Source organism: Sphingopyxis sp. YR583 (assembly GCF_900108295.1).
Taxonomy (GTDB): Bacteria; Pseudomonadota; Alphaproteobacteria; order Sphingomonadales; family Sphingomonadaceae; genus Sphingopyxis.
Window position 1 is genome coordinate 583,319 of sequence record NZ_FNWK01000001.1, and the last position, 19,276, is coordinate 602,594.

Annotated in this window: 13 protein-coding genes; all 13 read right to left on the reverse strand. The window is 63.7% G+C overall.

What is annotated here, in order from left to right:
- Nucleotides 1–4: 4 nt before the first annotated feature.
- Entirely contained in the window at nt 5–2,494 is a 2,490-nt protein-coding gene (locus BLW56_RS02645) for a hypothetical protein (protein ID WP_143043336.1), read from the reverse strand.
- A gap of 92 nt (nt 2,495–2,586) precedes the next feature.
- Entirely contained in the window at nt 2,587–3,159 is a 573-nt protein-coding gene (locus BLW56_RS02650; protein ID WP_093509102.1) for a lytic transglycosylase domain-containing protein, read from the reverse strand.
- Nucleotides 3,147–3,704: a S26 family signal peptidase gene (locus BLW56_RS02655; RefSeq protein WP_256203264.1), complete on the reverse strand. Its 558-nt coding sequence runs from the start codon at nt 3,702–3,704 to the stop codon at nt 3,147–3,149. The genes BLW56_RS02650 and BLW56_RS02655 overlap by 13 nt, the downstream gene beginning before the upstream one ends.
- Nucleotides 3,705–3,820: 116 nt before the next feature.
- A complete protein-coding gene (locus BLW56_RS02660) occupies nt 3,821–7,120 on the reverse strand; it encodes a DEAD/DEAH box helicase (RefSeq protein ID WP_177175769.1) in 3,300 nt (1,099 codons plus the stop codon).
- Between the two features lie 265 nt (nt 7,121–7,385).
- Nucleotides 7,386–7,907, reverse strand: coding sequence for a hypothetical protein (locus tag BLW56_RS02665; protein WP_093509104.1), 522 nt, complete (start codon nt 7,905–7,907; stop codon nt 7,386–7,388).
- A 96-nt stretch (nt 7,908–8,003) separates the two neighbouring features.
- Nucleotides 8,004–10,622 (reverse strand): M16 family metallopeptidase, encoded by a 2,619-nt coding sequence (locus BLW56_RS02670; RefSeq protein WP_143043338.1) that lies wholly within the window; start codon nt 10,620–10,622, stop codon nt 8,004–8,006.
- 176 nt (nt 10,623–10,798) lie between these two features.
- Entirely contained in the window at nt 10,799–14,278 is a 3,480-nt protein-coding gene (locus BLW56_RS02675; RefSeq protein WP_093509106.1) for a TonB-dependent receptor, read from the reverse strand.
- Nucleotides 14,279–14,371: 93 nt separating this feature from the next.
- Nucleotides 14,372–15,409, reverse strand: a complete 1,038-nt coding sequence (locus BLW56_RS02680; RefSeq protein ID WP_093509107.1) for a FecR family protein — start codon at nt 15,407–15,409, stop codon at nt 14,372–14,374.
- The gene (locus BLW56_RS02685; RefSeq protein ID WP_177175770.1) at nt 15,406–15,912 is read right to left on the reverse strand and encodes an RNA polymerase sigma factor; all 507 of its coding nucleotides are present in this window, start codon (nt 15,910–15,912) and stop codon (nt 15,406–15,408) included. The genes BLW56_RS02680 and BLW56_RS02685 overlap by 4 nt, the downstream gene beginning before the upstream one ends.
- 419 nt (nt 15,913–16,331) lie before the next feature.
- Nucleotides 16,332–17,252: a hypothetical protein gene (locus tag BLW56_RS02690; protein ID WP_093509109.1), complete on the reverse strand. Its 921-nt coding sequence runs from the start codon at nt 17,250–17,252 to the stop codon at nt 16,332–16,334.
- Nucleotides 17,253–17,664: 412 nt separating this feature from the next.
- Entirely contained in the window at nt 17,665–17,937 is a 273-nt protein-coding gene (locus BLW56_RS02695) for a hypothetical protein (protein ID WP_093509110.1), read from the reverse strand.
- A 129-nt stretch (nt 17,938–18,066) separates the two neighbouring features.
- Complete coding sequence (locus BLW56_RS02700; protein WP_093509111.1) at nt 18,067–18,657, reverse strand: mobile mystery protein B; 591 nt, start codon at nt 18,655–18,657, stop codon at nt 18,067–18,069.
- A complete protein-coding gene (locus tag BLW56_RS02705; RefSeq protein WP_093509112.1) occupies nt 18,654–19,112 on the reverse strand; it encodes a mobile mystery protein A in 459 nt (152 codons plus the stop codon). The genes BLW56_RS02700 and BLW56_RS02705 overlap by 4 nt, the downstream gene beginning before the upstream one ends.
- Between the last annotated feature and the right edge of the window lie 164 nt (nt 19,113–19,276).

A 19,276-nucleotide genomic window follows, 5' to 3' on the forward strand; every position in this document is an offset into this window, starting at 1 on the left:
CCGGTCACCCTTTCGCTTTGGCGGAGCCGTCGGCGCCCGCCTTGCCGCCATCGGCCGGAGGGCAGCCTTTGCCGCCGCCGATGAAGGGAAGCGAAAAATCGGCGGGGCCATATGGGGTCAGCGCTGTGACGGCGACCGAACTGCTGCCCGACACCGGAAAATCCGCCTTGTCGATTTCGACGAGAAGCCCCTCCATACCGGCGAGCACCGAGAGCTTGTCGCCCGAGATGATCCTGCCGCCGACGATCACCTTGTCGGCGCGCCAGATATTGGGTCCGCGAAGCTGGACCGCGACAGCGCTCGCACATGCCGGCAAGGCGGCCGGTTCGACCGTCCGGATCTGCGGGACCTTGAGACTGCCTCCCCCCAATATCTGGTTGGTGAGCTGCTCGAAGTCGGCGGACGACGGCGCCAGCGGCACGCGCACCCGGCGCTCGACCGGCGTGACCGCTGCCTTCCCCTCATTGCCGGTCCAGGCGGGCGCCCAGGTCGAGGCGACGCGCAAGGTGAGATAGGGCCACCAGCCCGGTACGACGAGATCGGCCGTCAGCTCCTGCGGCCGCAGCCCCTGCGCAAAATCGATCCGCTTCCTTTCGGTATCGAGCGTCGCGCGCGGCCCCATCATCCAGCCGAAGCCCGGGAGAGACGCCGCGCCGGACTGCGCCCCGTCGCGCCCGGCCGGCCAGCCCGCGTCGGCGAAGGCGACGACGAGCGGCACACGTTCGAGCGCGTCGGCCCGGCCTGCCGCGCTCCGCGAAAAACCGAACGCCCCGTCGCCGCCGATGCCCTTGCCGGGCGCCTGCGCCGCGATCGACGCCGCAAGCGCGATGGATTCGGCGGCGCGGGCTTCGGTCGAGACGGTCTGGACCTGCTGCTTCGGGCCGAGCTGATAGACGCCGACCGTGCCATAAGCGAGGCGATCGAGAAAGGCGCCGGGGGGCTGCGCAGCGAAGAAAGCCGGCTGAGCGGCGCGCGCGCACTGCACGCGCGCAAGGTCGCGCGCCTTGCGCATCACGGCGCGCGCCTGGTCGAGAAGCGCGGGGTCGACCGGCCCGATCGGGCTGAAATATATGGGGCCCGCCTTGGCGGAATCGATGCGCGCTGCGGCATCGAGCGAGCGGATGCCGATTTGCGCACGCTGCTCGACGAGCGGCGCGATCGACAGGATCCGCTCGGCGGCCGCAGCGATCGTCACGGTCGCACCCGGCGAGAGGCCGGGGCCGGGATAGTCGAGACTTTCGGGCGCGAGACTGCAACCCGGTTCGAACAGCGTCATGGTCTCGGCGGCAAGGAAGCGCGCGAAGTCCGTCTTGATGAAGGAATCGGCCCGGAGCGGAAGCTTGCCGAGCTCGCCGACCGAGATCGAGCCCTGGCGGCTCGCGCCGGCGATATTCGCGGGCAGACGGATCGGCGGGGCGGCGACCCATATGATCCGGCACCCCGGACGTACGGAGACCCCGTCGGTCGCGAGCCCCGCGCAGCCCGCCCCTGCGCCGCGCGAAAATTCGAAGGGAACGACGTCGACGACGCCGAGTTGCAGGAGCGCCTGGCTGAGGCTGCTCGGCTCATATCCCGCGAAATTGTCCTTTGCGTCGCGGAACGGCTGCGACATTTGCGGGCTGATATAGGACATCCAGTCGCGGTATAGCGCCTCGATCTCGGGGCTCGCGGGATCGACAACCGGCGCCTCGAGATCGAGGCGGAGCCGCCCGAAGCTCGCACGGCGCTGCTTGTCGGGCGGAAAGACGGTCGCCGTCATGTTGAGCCGGATGAGCGCCGAGCCGTCGCGGTCGTGCAGCTCGTCGAGGCTCGCGGCATTGCGCGCATTGTTGATGAGATCGCGATAGACGGCGCGGTCCTGAAACACATCGATCGGATTGGCTTTGACGTCGACGCCTTTCAGCGCTGTGAGCCCGGTGCCGCCCGTCGTGCCGAGACGGTCGGTCAGGGTCTTGAGCGCCGCCAGCAATTCGGTCACCGATGCGGTGGTGACGGGATTGACGGTGACCGTAGCGCCCTGGGCGCCCCCCGCACCCGGCGTCGGCACCGTCTGCGCCGCAAGCGCCGTTTTCAAAAGCTCGGCTTCGCGCTTCAGCTTGTCGAGCTGCATGCCCAGCGCGATCATGTCGAGCTGCTGCTGGATCTCGGCCTTTTCCTCGGTGCGCCGGTAGGCCGCGCCCGAGGCGGGATCGAACTTCAGCCCGACCGAAGCCGAGATGGCACGAATGACTTCGAGCTCGCGGACGATCTCGGGTCCGAATTCGGCGCTCTTCGAACCCTCGATCAGGGTCGCGAGATAATTGACCTCTTCGCGCCGCTCGTTGATCAGCGCCTCGCGCTTGTAAAGCTTGGGGCTCGATATCAGGATTTCGCCCGCGGCGGGATCGGCGGCATAGCTGACCGACGCGACCGACTGGCCATAAGGATTGGTACAGCCTGCAAGCGACGCGAGAGACACAGCCGCCATCAGCCGGCAACAAAAGTCGAGCTTCATGGTCCCACCCCTTCCCCGGACGGGGGTGTAATCACCGGCGAAGCCCGAAAACAGCAGAAGAGTCTCCGATCCGGATCGGCCTCCCGCGCCCTTCATTCGGGCTCGCTACACAGGAAGAAGATGGCGCCGGACGCCTCGCGCGCGCCGGCAAGCGGCGATGCGTCTCGCACAGGTCGCATCGGCCGCGAACTCCCGTCACGCCCCGCAACGTCGGCGAGATAGGCGCGCGTTTCGGCCGGTAGACGCGCACGCCCGGCCAGCACCGCGGCATAGCGCGCCGGGCCGGCATTATAGGCGGCGAACAGGCCGGGATATCCGAACCGCTCGTACATCAGCCGCAAATAGAGCGTCCCGGCCAATATATTGTCGCGCGGTGCATGGGGGTCGTCGCCGAGGCCGAGCCGCCCTCGCATATCGGTCCAGGTGGCGGGCATCAATTGCATCAGCCCCATCGCGCCCGCCCGGCTGACGATCGGGGCGCCCGCCAGCGTCGTTCGCCCGCCGCTCTCCGCGCGCATCACAGTCTCGATCCATTCGGCGGGAACCCCGAACCGTGCCGACGCCTCCTCGACATGCGCACGCCAGCGCGTCACCGGGTCCGCGCGCGCAGGCGTCCCGGCAGCGAGGAGCAGGACCGGCAGGAGCGCCCATCTCAGCGGCGCCATATGAGCCGCGCCCCGCCGAGCAGGTCGGCCTCCTTGCTCGGGCCGAAGTAACGGCCGTCGAACGAGTCCGCCCGCTCGCCCATGAGCAGGAGATACTCGCCTTCACGAAGCTCGGCGCATCCCGACCACCACGGCAGTTCGCGCGCCCGCGCGTCGGCGGCGACGCGGCGTGCGACAAGCCGGTCGTTGACCATGATGCGGTCGCCGCGCGCGCAAACCTCGTCGCCGCCAAGAGCCGCGATACGCTTGACCAGCGGCACGTTCAGCGGGAGATAGCGCCGCCGCGCGGCGAACAGCCGAAGGCCGGCAGGCAAGCGTGCGACAACCATATCACCGCGATCATAAGCCGCCCGCCCCGCCACAAAGTAGAGACCGCGCGGCGCACTGTCGCTGACATTCCACACCAGCAACGGACGGGGCGGCGCAGCGATGGTCGCGGCCGCGAGCAGGATCGCCGCCAGGGCCGCGAGCGACCAGCGATAACGATGCCACGGCTCCGCTCGGCCCGTCGATGCACCGGTATCGCTATCGCAACCTCGCTTCACGCCGATCTCCTCCGCCCTGCAGGCTCGTGCCACATGAGACGAATGGCCGCGCGACCGCGGCTATGGAGGTGTCGATCGAGGGGCGCGCCATATCGGCACCCCCCGATGGCGGGCGCTCATGCGCTCGCGATGACGCGGAGCGGTGCGCTATAGGTGTCGAGGAGATAATTTTCGGTCGCGGCGAGCAGGTCGAGCTGCTGCGGCTCGATCGTCGACGTCCGCAGACCCGGCTGGACGATCCAGACCGCATATTCCCGGTCCATGAGCTGCCACCGCGAAAGCCAGTGACGGATGTCGTCATTCCCGCCGCGTTCGAAACGCGAAGGTTTGCCGGCCTCGCTCCTGTCCTTTTCGCGTCGCCGTATCCGTTTGAGGATGCGTGCGGGATATTCCATCCAGCGGACCGACTTCTGCGCCTGACCGCAAACCTCGTAAAGGTCGGCGACGCGATTGCCCGGCGCGGCGCCATGCGCATATTTGATATGGTAGAGATGCACCTCAAGACAATCGCCGCGTTCGCGCAGCGCGACGATGTCGGCGATTTCGCCGCTCCCGTCGTCGTCGAATATCACGTCCCAGCTGTCGTCCTCGAGCAGCCACTCGATGATGCGCCGCTGGATCGAGTGGGGCTTTTTGGCGAGCCCCTGCGATTCGACCGAGAGATCGATATTCGTCCAGTCGCGGGCTTCGATTTTCCGGTCGTCATAGACGCGGCGATCCGCTTCGCGGGGAACCTTGAACAACTCGTTGAAGATGAGAAAGTCGCCGTCGGCAAACAGGAGCTGCGGTGGATCTTCTCCGAATATCTCGGTGAGCGGGCGTTCCTTGCCGCGGACGAGCGAAACGGGCGGCCCGCCGATCTGTGGATAGGATGCCCCATCTTTGCCGATGTCGATGGCAAATGTGGCTTCGACATCGTCCGAGCAGATTTTGAAATGGATCGGACCGTCGGGTTCACGGGCGACCAGTTCGATCTCGCACTCGTAAAAGCCAACCGGATCCGCCCCTCCGAAGCGCAGCTGGAGACGTTCCTCGAGCTCGATCAGAAACTCCTCGGGCCAGAATATGGTGAGCGGAACTTTCCCGGGCGGGCGGGCCGTCAACTGTTCCTGTTTGACGAGATTGCGCAGGAAACCGTCGGTCGCGATGCTGTCATCGGTGACCTTGCGTCCGATATCGCGGCACCATTCGACCCATTCGCTGAAATCGGCGGCGGATTCGAGCGCCCAAAACTTGCCCTTGGCGGAGCAGCCGATCGTTCGGCGCCCCTGCCCGTTGAACCCGACGCCGAAGAGGTTCGACTTGCGCTTGCCGCTGTTCTGGGCGTCGGTGAGCTGCGCGGCGATATCCGAGCCGGCGAACATGGTGTAGCGGATCTTGCGGCCGAGAAGACTGCTGAGGCCAAGGTTCATCAAAATCAGACGATTGATGCCGTCGAGCACGCGGTAGACGGGCTCTCCCGCGATGCGGGTGGCTTTCTCGCCGCAAAGCGCCTTCGCAAGGCGTTCGTGGAGGTCGTTCGACCGACTGCTGTTGATATAGAGAAGCTGCTCGTCCTTGTCCCAGTGGACGAGGTAAAGATTCCACTCGACGTTGGTGATTTCCTTGACCGCACTCCAGCGTACGGGGATTTCCTCGCGCGTCACGAATATCGCCAGTCGCACGCCTTCGTTGACGGTCGGACCGGCATTGAGGGCGAAGGGCGGCAAGCCTTCGAATGCGTTATAGGGTTTCCACTCCTCGCAGGCGGTGCGGTAGACCACCGTGCTCATCTTCGGGATCAGCGTTTGAAGCGGAACCCCCTCGAGCGTTTCGGCGAACCCCTGCAGCAGTTCGGCGCGCTTCAGCTGCCGTCCGGTTTTCGCCTCGCTCAGCACCTTGAGCAGGAAGTTCCAGTCGGCATCCTCGGCGTACAGGGTGCGCAGGCTGTCGTCGACGTCGGACTGCTCGATATTGGCAATGACGGTCGCCTCGCCGATATTCTTCGCATCACGCGTAAAGCGACCCGTGAACTGAAGCGTGATCGCGACGCTCTTGTGCCGGTCGTGAAGGCCCGAGATCTTGAGCTGGGGAAGGTCGAACCCCTCGCCGAGCATATCGACGCAAATGATGATACGGCTCTGCCGCGAGCGCATTCGCGCCAGTGCCGCGTCGCGCTCGGCCGTGCCCATCTGGCTGTGGATGAGCACCGGGGAATAGGCACTCAGATGGTCCGAATAAAGCGCGTGGAGCGCCGTCGCCCGCTTGATGTCGCGGGCGCGCGCCATGACCAGATGATCGAGGTTGGCGGCAAGATCGGATGCAAGCTGCTCCCCGACAAGACGGATGATCTCGCGATCGGCCTGCCCCTCGTCGAGCCCTTGCACGGCCCGGAAATTGATCGGGCGGAAATAGCCTTCCTCCTGCGCCTTGCCGAGCGGATAGACGTAGATGAACTTCCCGTCGACGCGGCGCCCGTCGGTCCGGAACGGCGTCGCGGTGAACTGCACGACCGTCCTCGCATCGAACTTTCCCTTGAACGCCTGCCACGTCCGCGCCGCGATATGATGCGCCTCGTCGATGAAGAGATGCGAGCAGAGCTCCGCCATCCGCGCCTGTACCTCGGGGGCGCATTGTCCGGCGACCTGCATGGTGGTGACGATGACATTGGCGCGGCCGAATATTTCCGAAACTTCGTCGGGCGATTTCGGTCTGCCGTCGAGCACCGCGACCATCGGCGTCTCGGCGGTTGGCGCCAGCACGCCGGCGTCGTGCAAGATCCCGAAGCCGAGGAACTTGTCGGCGATCTGATCGCGCAGGTTCGCATTGGGCACGACGATCATCAGGCGCTCGATGTCGGTTGCCGCGAGCAGCGCCAGCATCGTCTCGGTCTTGCCTGTCCCGGTGGGCATGACGATCGTCGCCGGCTGCCGCGACACGCTCCAATGGGCGAGCGTTGCATAGAGCGCGCCGAGCTGGGGCATCCGGAGACCTTTCTGGGTCACCCGTCCGGCCTCGTCCCGGATCTCCTGCCGGAAAATGAACGCGTTTTTCCATGATGCGCGCACGCGGGCGCAGACGGTCCCGGCCTCCTCAATTGTCATCTCGGCAGGCTTGCGCGTAGCGCGGGCCCCCCAGACGATGTCGCCCGCCCGGCTTCGCTGCGACAGTTCGGCCTCGGTGACGAAGTCCGGGACGATGAGGCTACGCTCTCCCGGTGGCACGGTGGTGGTCGCGCGAGGAAGAAAGTGGAGGCGGCCCAGTGGCGGCACGACGCCCGAAAACCCCCTAAGACCGCGGGCAGCGAAGGGCGCGAGAAAGACGTCATGTTCGGCGCGTCCCGCGAGACGTTTCTCGATGGCCGCCCGAAAGACGCGGCCCTTCACTTCGACCAGCGGAGGCAAGCCGATCTTCACCGCCTCCGCGAACAGGTCCATCATCCCGCCCCCCTGCCTTGCATGGCGCCCCGCCAGCGCCCTCAGCGACGCTAGCGGGCCAAGCGAAGCAGCGCCAAATGATATCGGCGTCCCCGGACCATATTCGAATCCGATCCGGATCGATCAGGACCGGAAGCCGCGCGCCAAAGCTCAACGCCGCCCATACCGGGCGGCGCAGCGCCGCGGCCTGGACCCGCTGCCGATATTCTGGGCGAATGCCTGGTCGCTCTCTCGGCCAAGCAAAATCAGCCCGATACCCGGTATTTCAGTCGTCCCTGTGAAGGAGATCGAGCTTGCTCGTCTGGCCTCCCCCAACCTTCAGTCGCTTCATCACGACCTCAATGTCGTCGATCGGCGACGCTTTCCCGAGATTTCCGCGAGGAAACAGCATTGTGACGGCATAATATTCGCCGTCCTGCACGCCTGTGAACAGGAATTTCCCGTCGATGGCGCAGTGCGATCTACGCGCGACGGCTTCATAGTCTTTCGGGGGAACGGGCAGCATCGGATCGTCGGCGTTGATCACGGCCAGGAATCTCGTGACCGGTATCCGCGCCCCTTCCAGACTGCCAAAGATGATCCGGTTACGATGCCTCTCGAACAGGGAATCAGGCCGCAGGACCACCTCTTCGCCGGCACAGGTGGCGGAATCGGAAGGACCGGCTGCCGCGCCGCTGCCGTCGATGATGTTGGACCCGAACCCTATGGACCAGGCCACCTCTTCGGCGGAGTAGGAAGGCGGCTGTTCGGCAGCCATCGCAGGCGACACAAGATGGGCCGAAGCCATGAGGACCAGCGATCGCGTTCCAAAGCCCACAATTATCTTCCTTCTATCTGTTTTCGCGTTAGCGGGGAGGCACAGGCGTATCGGTGCTGCCCGGAGTCACTGCCTCGGCGGCGACGAGCGCTCCTTGGCCGGCAACCGCACATATTCGTCAAAGGGCGCGGCATCCAAATATTGGCGCAGCCACGCATTGACCGCTGCATCGTCAGGCGGCGGCGACCGAACGATCGCGCCATAAGAGAGATATCTTTCGGCTATCAGATGGAGTTGATCGGGCCGTGCCGACACCACCATAATGGCCGCAGCAATCTCGGAAGCCGACGCCCCGTCATGGCTCAAGCGGCGCAATTCATCTTGGGCGGCAGCAACCAGACGCGGGACATCCGCGGGCCGCGCATCAAAGTCGATCCTTAGATAGAGATGGTCGGGCCAGGCACGCACTTCGGCCGAAGCGGCTACGCTATATACGCCCTGCTCTATTCCGCGAAGGCGGTCCGTCAGCCTTTCCTGCAAAATCTGGGCAACGATCGCCGCCATGGGCTCGTTCGACGGGCTGATTGGCATAGATCGTTTCAGGACGATGGACACTTGCGCCATCGCATAGGAGCCGGTTTCTATTGTCCGCTTCCGCCCCGTCGTTTCGCGGACCGTGATTGCCGGTATTTCCGCGCGCCCAGACCCAATTCCGATATCGAGCGACGGCACCACAATCTTCCAGATTTCCTCCGGCGGCAACGGCCCTTCGATAGCGATCACCATGCCCTGCATACCCCCCAGCACCTGACGATATGTGCCGCAGAGGTCGGCAGCAGATGCCGCTTTCGAGGGTATGACCGAGGCCATTTCCGACAAATTCTCGTCCACCAGGGCATTGTGCGCGGCCCGCGCGGATAGCGTGACATCGATCCGCCGTTCGCCCTCTTCCCGCTCGGATCGAAGCGCGGCAAGCGCCGCGGGGTCGCATTGCGGCGCGAGGAGGTAAGTGCGCATGAGCCGCGTCATCAGTCCAAGACGGGAGGCCAAGCCTTGGGCCGATATTCCCTCCCTGAACAGGGAAATAGTGGGCCGGACATCGATCTGCTCACGAGCAAAAAAAGCGGCGAGCTGGAAATGGTCGATCCCGCCTATGCCTGATCGGCCAATATATTCTACCGCTTCCCTGGCTTCGGCTTGCCTCGCGCCGAAACGCGTGCTGCCGCCGCGCCGCGACGCATGGATCATAAGCTGGTCGCCAGCGCGCCGACGATAGAGAAAGGTCGCACCGGAGCCCGGGAGCCGACCAATCCAAAGCCCATCGACCTCGCGCAGCGATGCGCTCGCAGACGGCACCGCGACGGCATCCAACCGAACGAGATCAGGCGCAACGACAGGGGCTGGAGCAAGGCTGGCCAACGGCCCGCTTTCAGCCTTTGCCATCAGCCGGTCGATTTCGTCCCTCGATGGCGCGGCTGCAGGATCAGGCAAGACCAGCAGAATGTCGCGGTGGCGAGGATCGAGCCAAGCGCGGTACAGCGCATTAATATCGCGCACGCCAAGCTTACCCACGGCCGCACGCACAGCCAGACGATCGGGCGGCGCGCTGCCTGACGCAAATGCAGCCGAGTAGCCTTCCGCCACTTCCTCTGCACGAAGCGGTGCGGCGTCAAGCGAGGCGAGCACGTCGGCGCGAGCACGCTCGACATGCGCGGTCTCGAACCCCCTACGGCGTACCGCCGCATATACTTCAAAAAGCTGCGCCATGGCCTCCCGCAGCCGCGCGGGCCGGATTTCGAGACCGGTGTCAGCTATCTCCAGTCCCATCAGCGATCCTGGCTGCTGCGGAAGGCGCAAATGGGTTCCGCTGTAAATTACAGCGGCCCCGTCCGATTGTGAAAACTTGCCGAAAGCGTCGGCGAACAACCGGTTCCCGATAAGCTCGGCAGCCTGGGCACGAGCGCGAGACACTGTATCGCCGGCGAGATAATATTTATGCGTCACGCGTATGGACGCTTCGGCGCTGCCATTCCCAGGCAGAACGATATAATGACCGCCGGAGGGTTTTGGCGCGCTCCATCGCCGAGATGGCACGACTCCGGCCCGAGCCGGTATGTCGGCTAACAGCGCCTCGATCCGGGCCGCAGCGCTCTTGGCATCGAGTGGGCCGTAGATAATGACCGCCATATTGCCGGGTCGGTAAAAATTGCTGTGCATCGAACGGATCGTCTGTCCGGTCACGGCGATCGTCCCGGGCGGGTCGGATGGCCTTCCGAGCAGCGGATGGCCGTCAAACCAGGCCAGCTGCATGGCCTCGGCTGCCGCGCGGGAGGACGATCGGGCCGTTTCTGCCATGACCGCCTGGCTCGCCCTCTCGATGGCTGCATCGCTTATCTCGAAGGGTCGAGCCCAGCCGTGCATTATGTCCAGGCCGGTTTCGAGCGCTTGCGGGTCTGCCGGGGGGATTTTCAGGAAAAAGAGCGTTCGGTCGCCACCGGTCACCGCATTGACGTCGGCGCCTCGAAGACCGCCCATAGCGGCGACGCGCTCGTAGATCGTTTGTCCTGTCCTGGCATCGCGGGCGTTCTCGAACACGATATGTTCGATGAGGTGTCCGACCTGCTGCTCCTTCGGCATCGCATCGAGATCGCCGAACTTCACGACGAGCTGCATCGAGATTTTTTGATCCGGCGGCCCACCTTGAACGACATGATAGGTCAGGCCGTTGGGAAGCCGACCGCTCACAACTTTGGGAGCTGTGGCAGCGGGGGACAGGGTATTCGCCGCGTCAACGGGGACGGCCCCCGGGACCGCAGCCAACAGAGAAGCGGCAACAAGAGCCACGACCGTCTTCAGCCGGGAAGGCGCGGAGGCGGCGACAGCGCGCCGCGCTGCCGCACCTCCCGATTGCTTGTCCGGCACTAGAAGCTGGCCGACAGTCCGATGGCCACGCTTCGGCCGCCGAGATAATAGCCGTGGGTGTAGATCTTCGGCACGCCGTTCTGACCGCCTCTGGAGCGCTCGCTTTGCGGATCGGATTTACCCTTGAGCAAATTGAGCGCCTCGAGGCTGAGCCGCATATCGGATCCCGCCACACGAAAATTATAAACACCGCGAAAATCGAGGGACGAGATTACCTCCGCATAGGGGTCGAGGCCATAATAGTCCGACCCATTCTGCGCTCGATCCTGCCGGGTGTAGAAGAGCGAGGCATCGAAGCCCTTGCGCGTGTAAGTCAGACCGAGGGTGCCGGAATGCCGCGGGGCATAGTCGAACGGCACCGGGCGCTGGTATGAGATTGTCTCGAAGTTCACGAGCGCGCCGTCAGGGTCGTAGATCGGGCTCGTGTACCAGATTTCCGTGAGCTGCTTCTTGCTCTTGCTGTAGGTATAATTTGCGTAGACGCCGAGGCCGGACAGGACTCCAGGCAGGAAGGTGAGCCGGCGTTCGACCGATATCTCACCGCCCCAGACGGTCGCGACGTCCGGGTTGTTGACGGGATAGCGGAGCTCGACCGCGAGATTCGAGGGCAGGTTGCTGAAGACCGGATGGTCGGGCAATTCGAAATCCCCGATATTGTCGAAACCGGTAATCAGGTTGGACTCGATCAGGTTCGAGATGCGCTTGTGGAAAATGCTCGCCTTGATCGCACCGACCTGGCCGTCATACCACTCGACCCCGACGTCGAAGTTATGCGTTCTGGCGGGCTTGAGAGCAGGGTTTCCCTGCGTAATGATCAATCCCGGCTGGGTGTAAGTCGGGCCGCAGCAAGGCGCGGCAAAGTAAGTGATGTAGCGCGCGCTCGAAAGCTGCTCGATTTGCGGCCGAGCGACAGTCGAATAATAGCCCGCTCGCACAACGAGATTGTCGGTTGGCCTGTAATTGACGAGGATTCGCGGCAAATAGCTCGTCAGGACATCGGTTCCCTCGACGATCTTCAAATTCTCGAGATAATAGGCTTCGTCGCGATTATATAATTCGTCGTAGATGTCGATCGAGTTGATAAAGCCTGCCGCAACCCGGCCTCGATCGACGCGCAGTCCGGCGATGACCTCGACCTTGCCGATATCGACCCGGGCCTGCACATAGCCGGCCAGGCCGTCCTCATGCGTATATTGCTGAGCGATCAATGGATCTGCGGCAATATCGACCCGGAAAGCCGCACCCCTGTCCACAAGCAGGTCGGGATTTCTCATAAAATCCACAAGTGATCGCCGTACCGGAAAGCGATAGGCTGTATCGCTGCCCGCGATGCCTGCGAGCGATTGATTTTCGAACTCGATACCGAATTCCGACAAGAGCGGAATGTCCATCGTGCCGGGATAATATTGGCCGTAAAAGAGGCTTGTCGACGACGGCTGGCTGCGAAAACGCGCGCGATTGTAGGTCAGTCCGGCTTCGATATATTTCAGCATGCCCGAGCCGAACTCATATTTGGCCGAAAACTGGCTGTTCCAGTTGCTCGACCGTCCGCGCTCGTCCTTCGTGTCCCTGAACAGACCGAAGGTGGGAGACGGGGCGTTTCGCAACGCATCGAAACCTGCAGGCGTCAGGAGCGGTTGGGGGAACTCGCGCCCGCTCCGCGGAGCGAACAAGCTGACCACGGTACCCGTTTCGGGGTTCACGGCCTGCGGGAGCACATTAGCCGCGTTGATGGGGAGAACCGTTGCAAAGGCCAAACTGCTATATGACGGGAGGTGGGTCGAGCCGCGCGCATAGCCGCTGCTCAGCTTGAGAATGAGCGGGCCGATGCTGTGCTCGGCCCTGAAATTCAGGGTATCGGTGCTTTCGAGCTTGTCCCTGAAATAGGTGGCGCGGGTATCGCTGGTCAGCTCATTGCTCTGGCTGCCATACACAAATCGCGTTTCTCCGCCCTGGCTCGCGACAGGAAGCAGAAACCAGTAGTTCGGGCTTTGAAGGCCGATCGAGTTCGAAATGTCGAGCCTGTCGCTTTTTCGCCGCGATCGAACATAATCGACCCGCAGGTTCGTCGAGACATCCGGCTGCCACTCCGCCGAGAGAGCCACGTTCGACGTGTCCGACTTCACCCGCGTCGTCGTCAGAGCCACGGAGTTCAGATAGTAGGCGCCGCCAGACTCGAACGGAAAAAGCCGTCGTGGATCGAGCTCCGACAGCGAGCCCGGCGCGCCGTTTGGCGCGAGCGGAAGATAGGCTGCCGGCACGCCGCCAGCCGCATAGCTGTACGAGGTGACATCCTGCTGCCGAAGCTGGAACGACGCGCTGACGCCGAAATTTTCATCGGCACCGAACCTCGCCGAAGCCGTCGCGGCAAACTGACGATCCTCGCCAAAGCCTTTCCTGCGCTGCGTCGTGTCGGCACTGATATTGAAATAGCGTTTCGGACGGTCGAGCGGGGACTTGGTCTCAATCTCTACAAGGCCACCGGTACCGGCGCTATCCTGGCTCGCAAGGAGGGTCTTGCTGATCTTGATCTCGGACACCGAGTCCGCGAGGATATTATTGAGGCTTGCCGCTCGCCCCTTGCCGGTGGCTTCAGGGAGGGCAATGCCGTTGAGCTTCACCTGGTTGTAATCGGGTGCCAGGCCGCGCACGACAATATTGACGCCGTCGCCCGTCAGATCGTCCGAAGTAAATGCCACGCCAGGCGCACGGCGCAGCGAATCCGAAATGGTGTTGCCGTTAAAGTTCCCAAGCAGATCGCCCGAGATCACAGTCGTCGAATTTTCCGCGGTGCGCTCCTGATTGAGCGCCTGCGCACGTGCCGACACCTGCCCGATCACAACGATCTCGGTCGTCGCGCCCGATCCGAGATAAATGTCGGTCCGGTTGGTGAGCCCGCCAACGACCGACACGCTTTCGGTCTGCTCGGGAAAACCCAGATAGGAGATGCGCAGCGTCACCTCGCCGGTCGGGAGCCGGGCGAAGCGGAAGTCGCCAAGATCGCCGGTCGCGGTGCTTTCGCCGGTCTCGACCACCTCGACCCGCGCGCCCTTGAGCGCGGCCCCGGTCTTATGATCGCGCACCGAGCCGACGAGGACGGCATTGCCCTGCCCTGCGCGGACCTGCTGCGCGCCGCCGCTAGCGGCGCCGGATGCGTTTCCCGCCTGCACCATATAGCCGCCCGCCGAGGGCGCCGCCTTCAGCCCCGAGCCGCCAAGCATCTGGCCGAGCGCCTCGGCGGCGGTCATCCGACCGCGGACCGCGACGCTCCGCTTGCCGCGCACCGTCTGGCCATTGAACACGATATTCTGCTTGGTCACGCGTCCGAGTGCGCGAAGCGCATCGCTCAAGGGCTGCGCCGGAATGTCGATCTGATAGACGGCTTCCTGCGCCTCTGCCGCTGCAGGCGCCAGCACGCCAAATGCAGCAGACACGCCAGCCGAGGCCAGAAGCATCGCGCGGAACAAATTGGTCCCCATAAATCCCCCTCTATGTTCAAGGCCATCTGTCCGGGCCTTCAGACGCTTCGACGCAGGGGAATCGCAAACTAGTAAGGCGCCATCAAAAAAACTTCATTTTCTTGTCACAAAGACGGTTTCGCTGCCGCGGCGCACCGTCGTTACGGGGAATACGCCCGTCACGTTCGACACGAACCCGTCGACATTATTCGCGTTGAACACGCCGCTGATCTCGACCGCCGCGGCCTCGGGATCGCCGACGACGAGCTTCGTCGGCGAGTAGCGGTTCATCCGCTCGACCGCCTGCCCCAATGGTTCGTCGGCGAAGCTGAGCTGCCCCGCCTCCCACGCGGTCGCGCGCGCCATGTCGACCGGCTCGAGCCTGCTCGCGCCATTTTCGCGCAGCGACAATTCCTGTCCCGGCTGGAGGAGCGCATCGACCGCGCTCAGCCTGCCGCTGGAAGGGACGACCGCCGGCCTCTTGGTGACGCGATCGAGCACCGCGACATGGCCTTCGAAGAGGACGACATTGACCTCGCCGTTCAATATCTCGACGCTGAATGACGTCCCGGTCGCGACGATCAGCTTGGCGCCGGCGACGACCGAGAAGGGTTTCAAGGGATTCTTTGCGACGTCGAACTTGGCGCGGCCTGATTTGAGGACCAGCTGACGCTTGTCCCCCGAGTAATCGACCGACACTTCTGACGCGGCGTCCATCGACAGGCGCGAGCCGTCATCCAGCATCACGACGCGGCGCTCGCCGAGCGCGGTTGCATAATCGACGCCCCGTGCATCGGGCGCCGGCGGCAGGACCATGAGGCTGATCGCCGCGACGAGCGACGCCGCGAGCGCGCCGAACGCCGAGCGCCGGACGAGCGGACGCTGCCACCAGGAGGGTTCATTGTCCTGACCGCCGAGCGCCGAGAGCGCGTCCATGCGCACCGAGACGCGGATCGGCGAGGTGTTGGCGCCGTCGAGCGCGCGCCAGATGAAGCTCGCGCGCTCGAAGGCGGCGTTGTTCCGGGGATCGGCTTCGAGCCAGGTTTCGAAGGCGCGCGCTTCCTCGGCCGTCAGCGGCCGCTCGGCGATCTTCATGCACCAGGCGCTGGCGGTTTCGGAGCGCTCGGACACGGGGGGATCGATATCGGTCATGGCTCCCTCTCCAACCGGTCGACCAGAAAGGCGAGACCGCGCCGGACATGTTTTTCGACGCCGCTCAGCGATATGCCGAGTTCGGAGGCGATCTTCTTCATCGGCAGCCCCTCGATGCGGTAGAGGACGAAGACGCGGCGCGTGCGCTCGGGCAGATCGCGCAGCGCAAGATCGAGTTCGCGGAGCAGCTCCTGTCCCTCGGCCAGGCGGTGCGGGTCGAGATATTCGACGCCGATGCCGGGCTGGTTCGCATAATCCTCCTTCACCGCGAGCCGGTAATGCTCGCGGCGCGCGCGGTCGCGCACGAGATTGGCGGCCATGGTGTAGAGATAGGCTTCGGGCTTCACGATAGTCTCAAGGTCGGCGTCGGCGAGACGCATAAAAACCTCCTGCGTCAGATCTTCGGCTTCCGACCAGGAGCGGACGCGCCGCGCAAAGAAGGTCAGCAGCAGCGGCCGATAGGCCGTGCTGAACGCTTCCAGTGCTGCGGGATCCCTGCTCACGGTCGTGGCCTGCACCTCCTCTTCCCGATAGGCATGACGCGGGAGTTCGCCAAACTAGTAAGGCCATAGCAAAAATATTCGCTCCGATCCGGAGCTAAGCGCTCGCCCCCGCTCATGACAAGAACTGCGGCGCAACGGCGAGGCCACAAGGGCGGCCCGAAGTCCGACCGTCCGCCGCCGCATTGGCTTTCGTCTGTTCGCCAGAGACGATAGTCCGGACCGCGAAGCGACGCGCGCGCGGCGCGGTGCGAGAAATTCAAGCTTCGTCGTTTCGAAGCTCGGTCCTTTTGCGCATCGTCCGCGACGCCGGTCCCGCAGTCATGGCAAACGAGAATTTCTGCTCAAACGCCGGAGGCATGACAGCAACCGAGCAGCGCCTGCCCCACCGATGCGGTCTCGGTCGCTAGCCCCGGCTGACTTTATCGCGTCGGCGGGAGGGCCGATTTCTCGTCCGCACTGTCAGGGTCCGCAATGAACAATTGCTCCTTGCCCAGCGCATTCTGCTTGCGCTCCTCATCAAGCCGCCATTCGCGGATCTGCCGCGCGAGTAGCGCGTCCTCGCGTTCCTGCCGATATTCTCGTCGATAGTCGCGTTCGGTCTTCTGATAGGCCCAGCCGCGTGGCGGCTTGGGACCGCGCGCCGACAGCGAAAGCCCTTCCGACCGGACGACGCGTATCTCCTCGGGCGTGCATCGCAGGACCGTGAAACGTTCGCCGATCCAGAGAGCATGGCCGAAACAATCGGCGTCATGGCGTAGAACATCGACGCCGGCAGGCTGGAAGCCGGACTTCTGCAACTGCCCTACGAGCCCCCCGACCGCCGCCACCGCGCAAGCCGCGAGCCCGAACCCGATCCACTTGCGCCCCCGGAGGCGGCCGCTGCGTGCGAGCCTGACGACGATAGCGGCGGCAATTGCCGCGGCCGCGGCAACCACGACCCAAGTTCCCGGTAGCACCATGTGGAGGGTGTAATACCATTCGAAGAAAGCGCTCTTTTCGCCAACAATATAGGTGTCGACATAACGGCGCAACAGAAGCACCCGCGCGACATAGATGCCGAGGAGAACCACGGCGAGGATGACGAGATTGCGCCGCGTGGCCAGATTGTCATAGCGCCAGTAAATCCATGCCAGCACTGCGAATGGCAGGAGGCGGAACGCAGCAGACAGGCCGCTCATGAGCACGTCGCCCGGTGTCGCAAGGCTGAAGAAATCGAGATGCCAGGTCGAGAAGACGAGCCACAGCAGGGCCGAAGAGGCGAGGAAGCTGGCTGCGGTCGCTATAGAGAAGGCCTCGATCAGCCAGACCCATACCGCACGTTCCGACCGATCCCCCACCATCCTTATCGCCTCCCCGTTATCGGAAAACCGGACGTACGCGCCCCGGCGGTCGCTGGCACTCAGCCACCTCGGTCACTTCCGACAATACGCCGTCCGCAGCATTCACGAAAATGTCCGCCCCGCAGCCATCGCTCCCACATCGCGTTCCCGGGCGCAATAGCCGACCAGGCGTACAGGCGGAAGAATGCCGGATATCTGCCTTCCCCTGCCGTCAGCTCTGCGATGCGGGTGCGACGCTCAACGGCAGCGTCGTCGCCACGCCATCAGAATTCAGTCGTCCTTGTCGGGAAATCGCATGAATAGCCTCCTCATGCGCGAATGCATGGCGGTTTGGTTACAGGGGATGCCTCATTCACGTGCCCGCGCTGAATATGGGTTGGCGCCGCCGACGAGAGGCCAGCTTGCACGATGTTCAGAAAGTTCGTTCGGACTTGTTCAGCCAGTCGCCGCAGTAGAAGTTGAGCGACGCCCATTCGCGGGTGATGCGTACGACGAAGACCTTGTCGTTGCCGTCGACGAGCTCTTTCAGCCGGTCGCGCACTGCGCCCGGCGACATCGTCGTGTCGAGAAGCCAGACCGACTCCAGCCCTTTGCACCAGGTGAAATTCTTTTTCAGATAATCGTGCACCGGTGCATAGTCGCGCCCCGGTGCCTTGAGATCATAGGTTACCAGCAGAACGGCCATGGCACACCCTCCTTCGGGTAAAGTCTTATGCCAACCGTGCGGGCGCACGGCCCCATTTCGTCTCCGGATCGGATATAAGCGGTCGATGCCAGCGAATATGGCATAAAGGCGCAGTCTGGCGCCCTGTCTTCAGCTTCGCGCGAACGCCAGCAGCGGATTAAAATCATGATTATCGGCCGCCTTCAGCGCGGCGATGTAGGCCGCTCGAAGGTCACCGATCCCGGTCAGAGTTCCGCCGCCCCAGCTGAACGGCAGCGCGCCAAGCCTGGTCACGAAAAGGTCGGCGACAAGCCGGGCGTGGCGGCCATTCCCGTTCGGGAAGGGATGGATATAGACGAGCCCGTGATGGAGCCTCACCGCCACCTCGTCCGGTGGGAAGGTCGCATTGTCCGTCCAGTAGCGGATATCGTCGAGCAGGCCTGCAAGGCGCAGTTGGATCTGTACGGGGTCGACGCCGATATTCTTGCCAGTGGTCCGCTGTTTGCCCGCCCAGCTCCACACATTGCCCAGCATGCGGCGATGCAGATCGAAGAGCGCGGCAGGAGCCAGCGGATCGAAGCGGCTCCGCGGCCGCATCGCCCAGGCATAGGCGGCGTCGATATTCGATTGCTCAGCCTCGTTGAGATCGGCCCGCGTGGTGATCCAGGTGGGGAGTAGCCCTTCCTTCTCTTCGGCGGTCAACGGGGTCGCATCGTCGGGTCCGGCGAAGAGATCGGTCACGGCTTGTCCCAGAGATCGCGTTCGCGAATCCCTGCCGCGACAAACGCCTCGATCCGTTCCTCCAGTCCCCGATCGACCTCCTGGTCTTCGAGCGCCATCGAGTGCGACACACGTCCGAGCGTATCGAGAGCGAGCGCGCGCGCGCGCTCCTCGATCATCTGCTCGAGGCTCGTCCGGGGAACCAGCGCGTATACGAGGACGCAGTCCATCGCTTCGGCAGTGCGGCGCAGGGTTTCGAGCTTGATCGTGCCATGCCGTTCGGACTGTTCGAGCGCCTGAACCCCCTGCGGCGTCATTCCAAGCCGCCGGCCCAGCTGTGTGCCGGACATACCCAATGCATCGCGTATGGCCCGGATCCACCCTTTCGGCGGAGAAGCGAAACGCGAGACCGGCCTGAACTCGGCCAGCTTGCTGTCCAGCCGTTTGCGACCGGTATGTGAGAAAATCGCTGTCATAAAGCTACAACTTTATCCAATTGCTCCATACATCAAGCCATGAATTGATATCACAAAGCTATATATCAAGCCATAACTTTATATCAGATAGGTGAATATAAACCTTCAGCTTGATAATTCAGCACGCAAGCATCCTGAACCTCTCGGGGTGCGTGCCTCCGCTC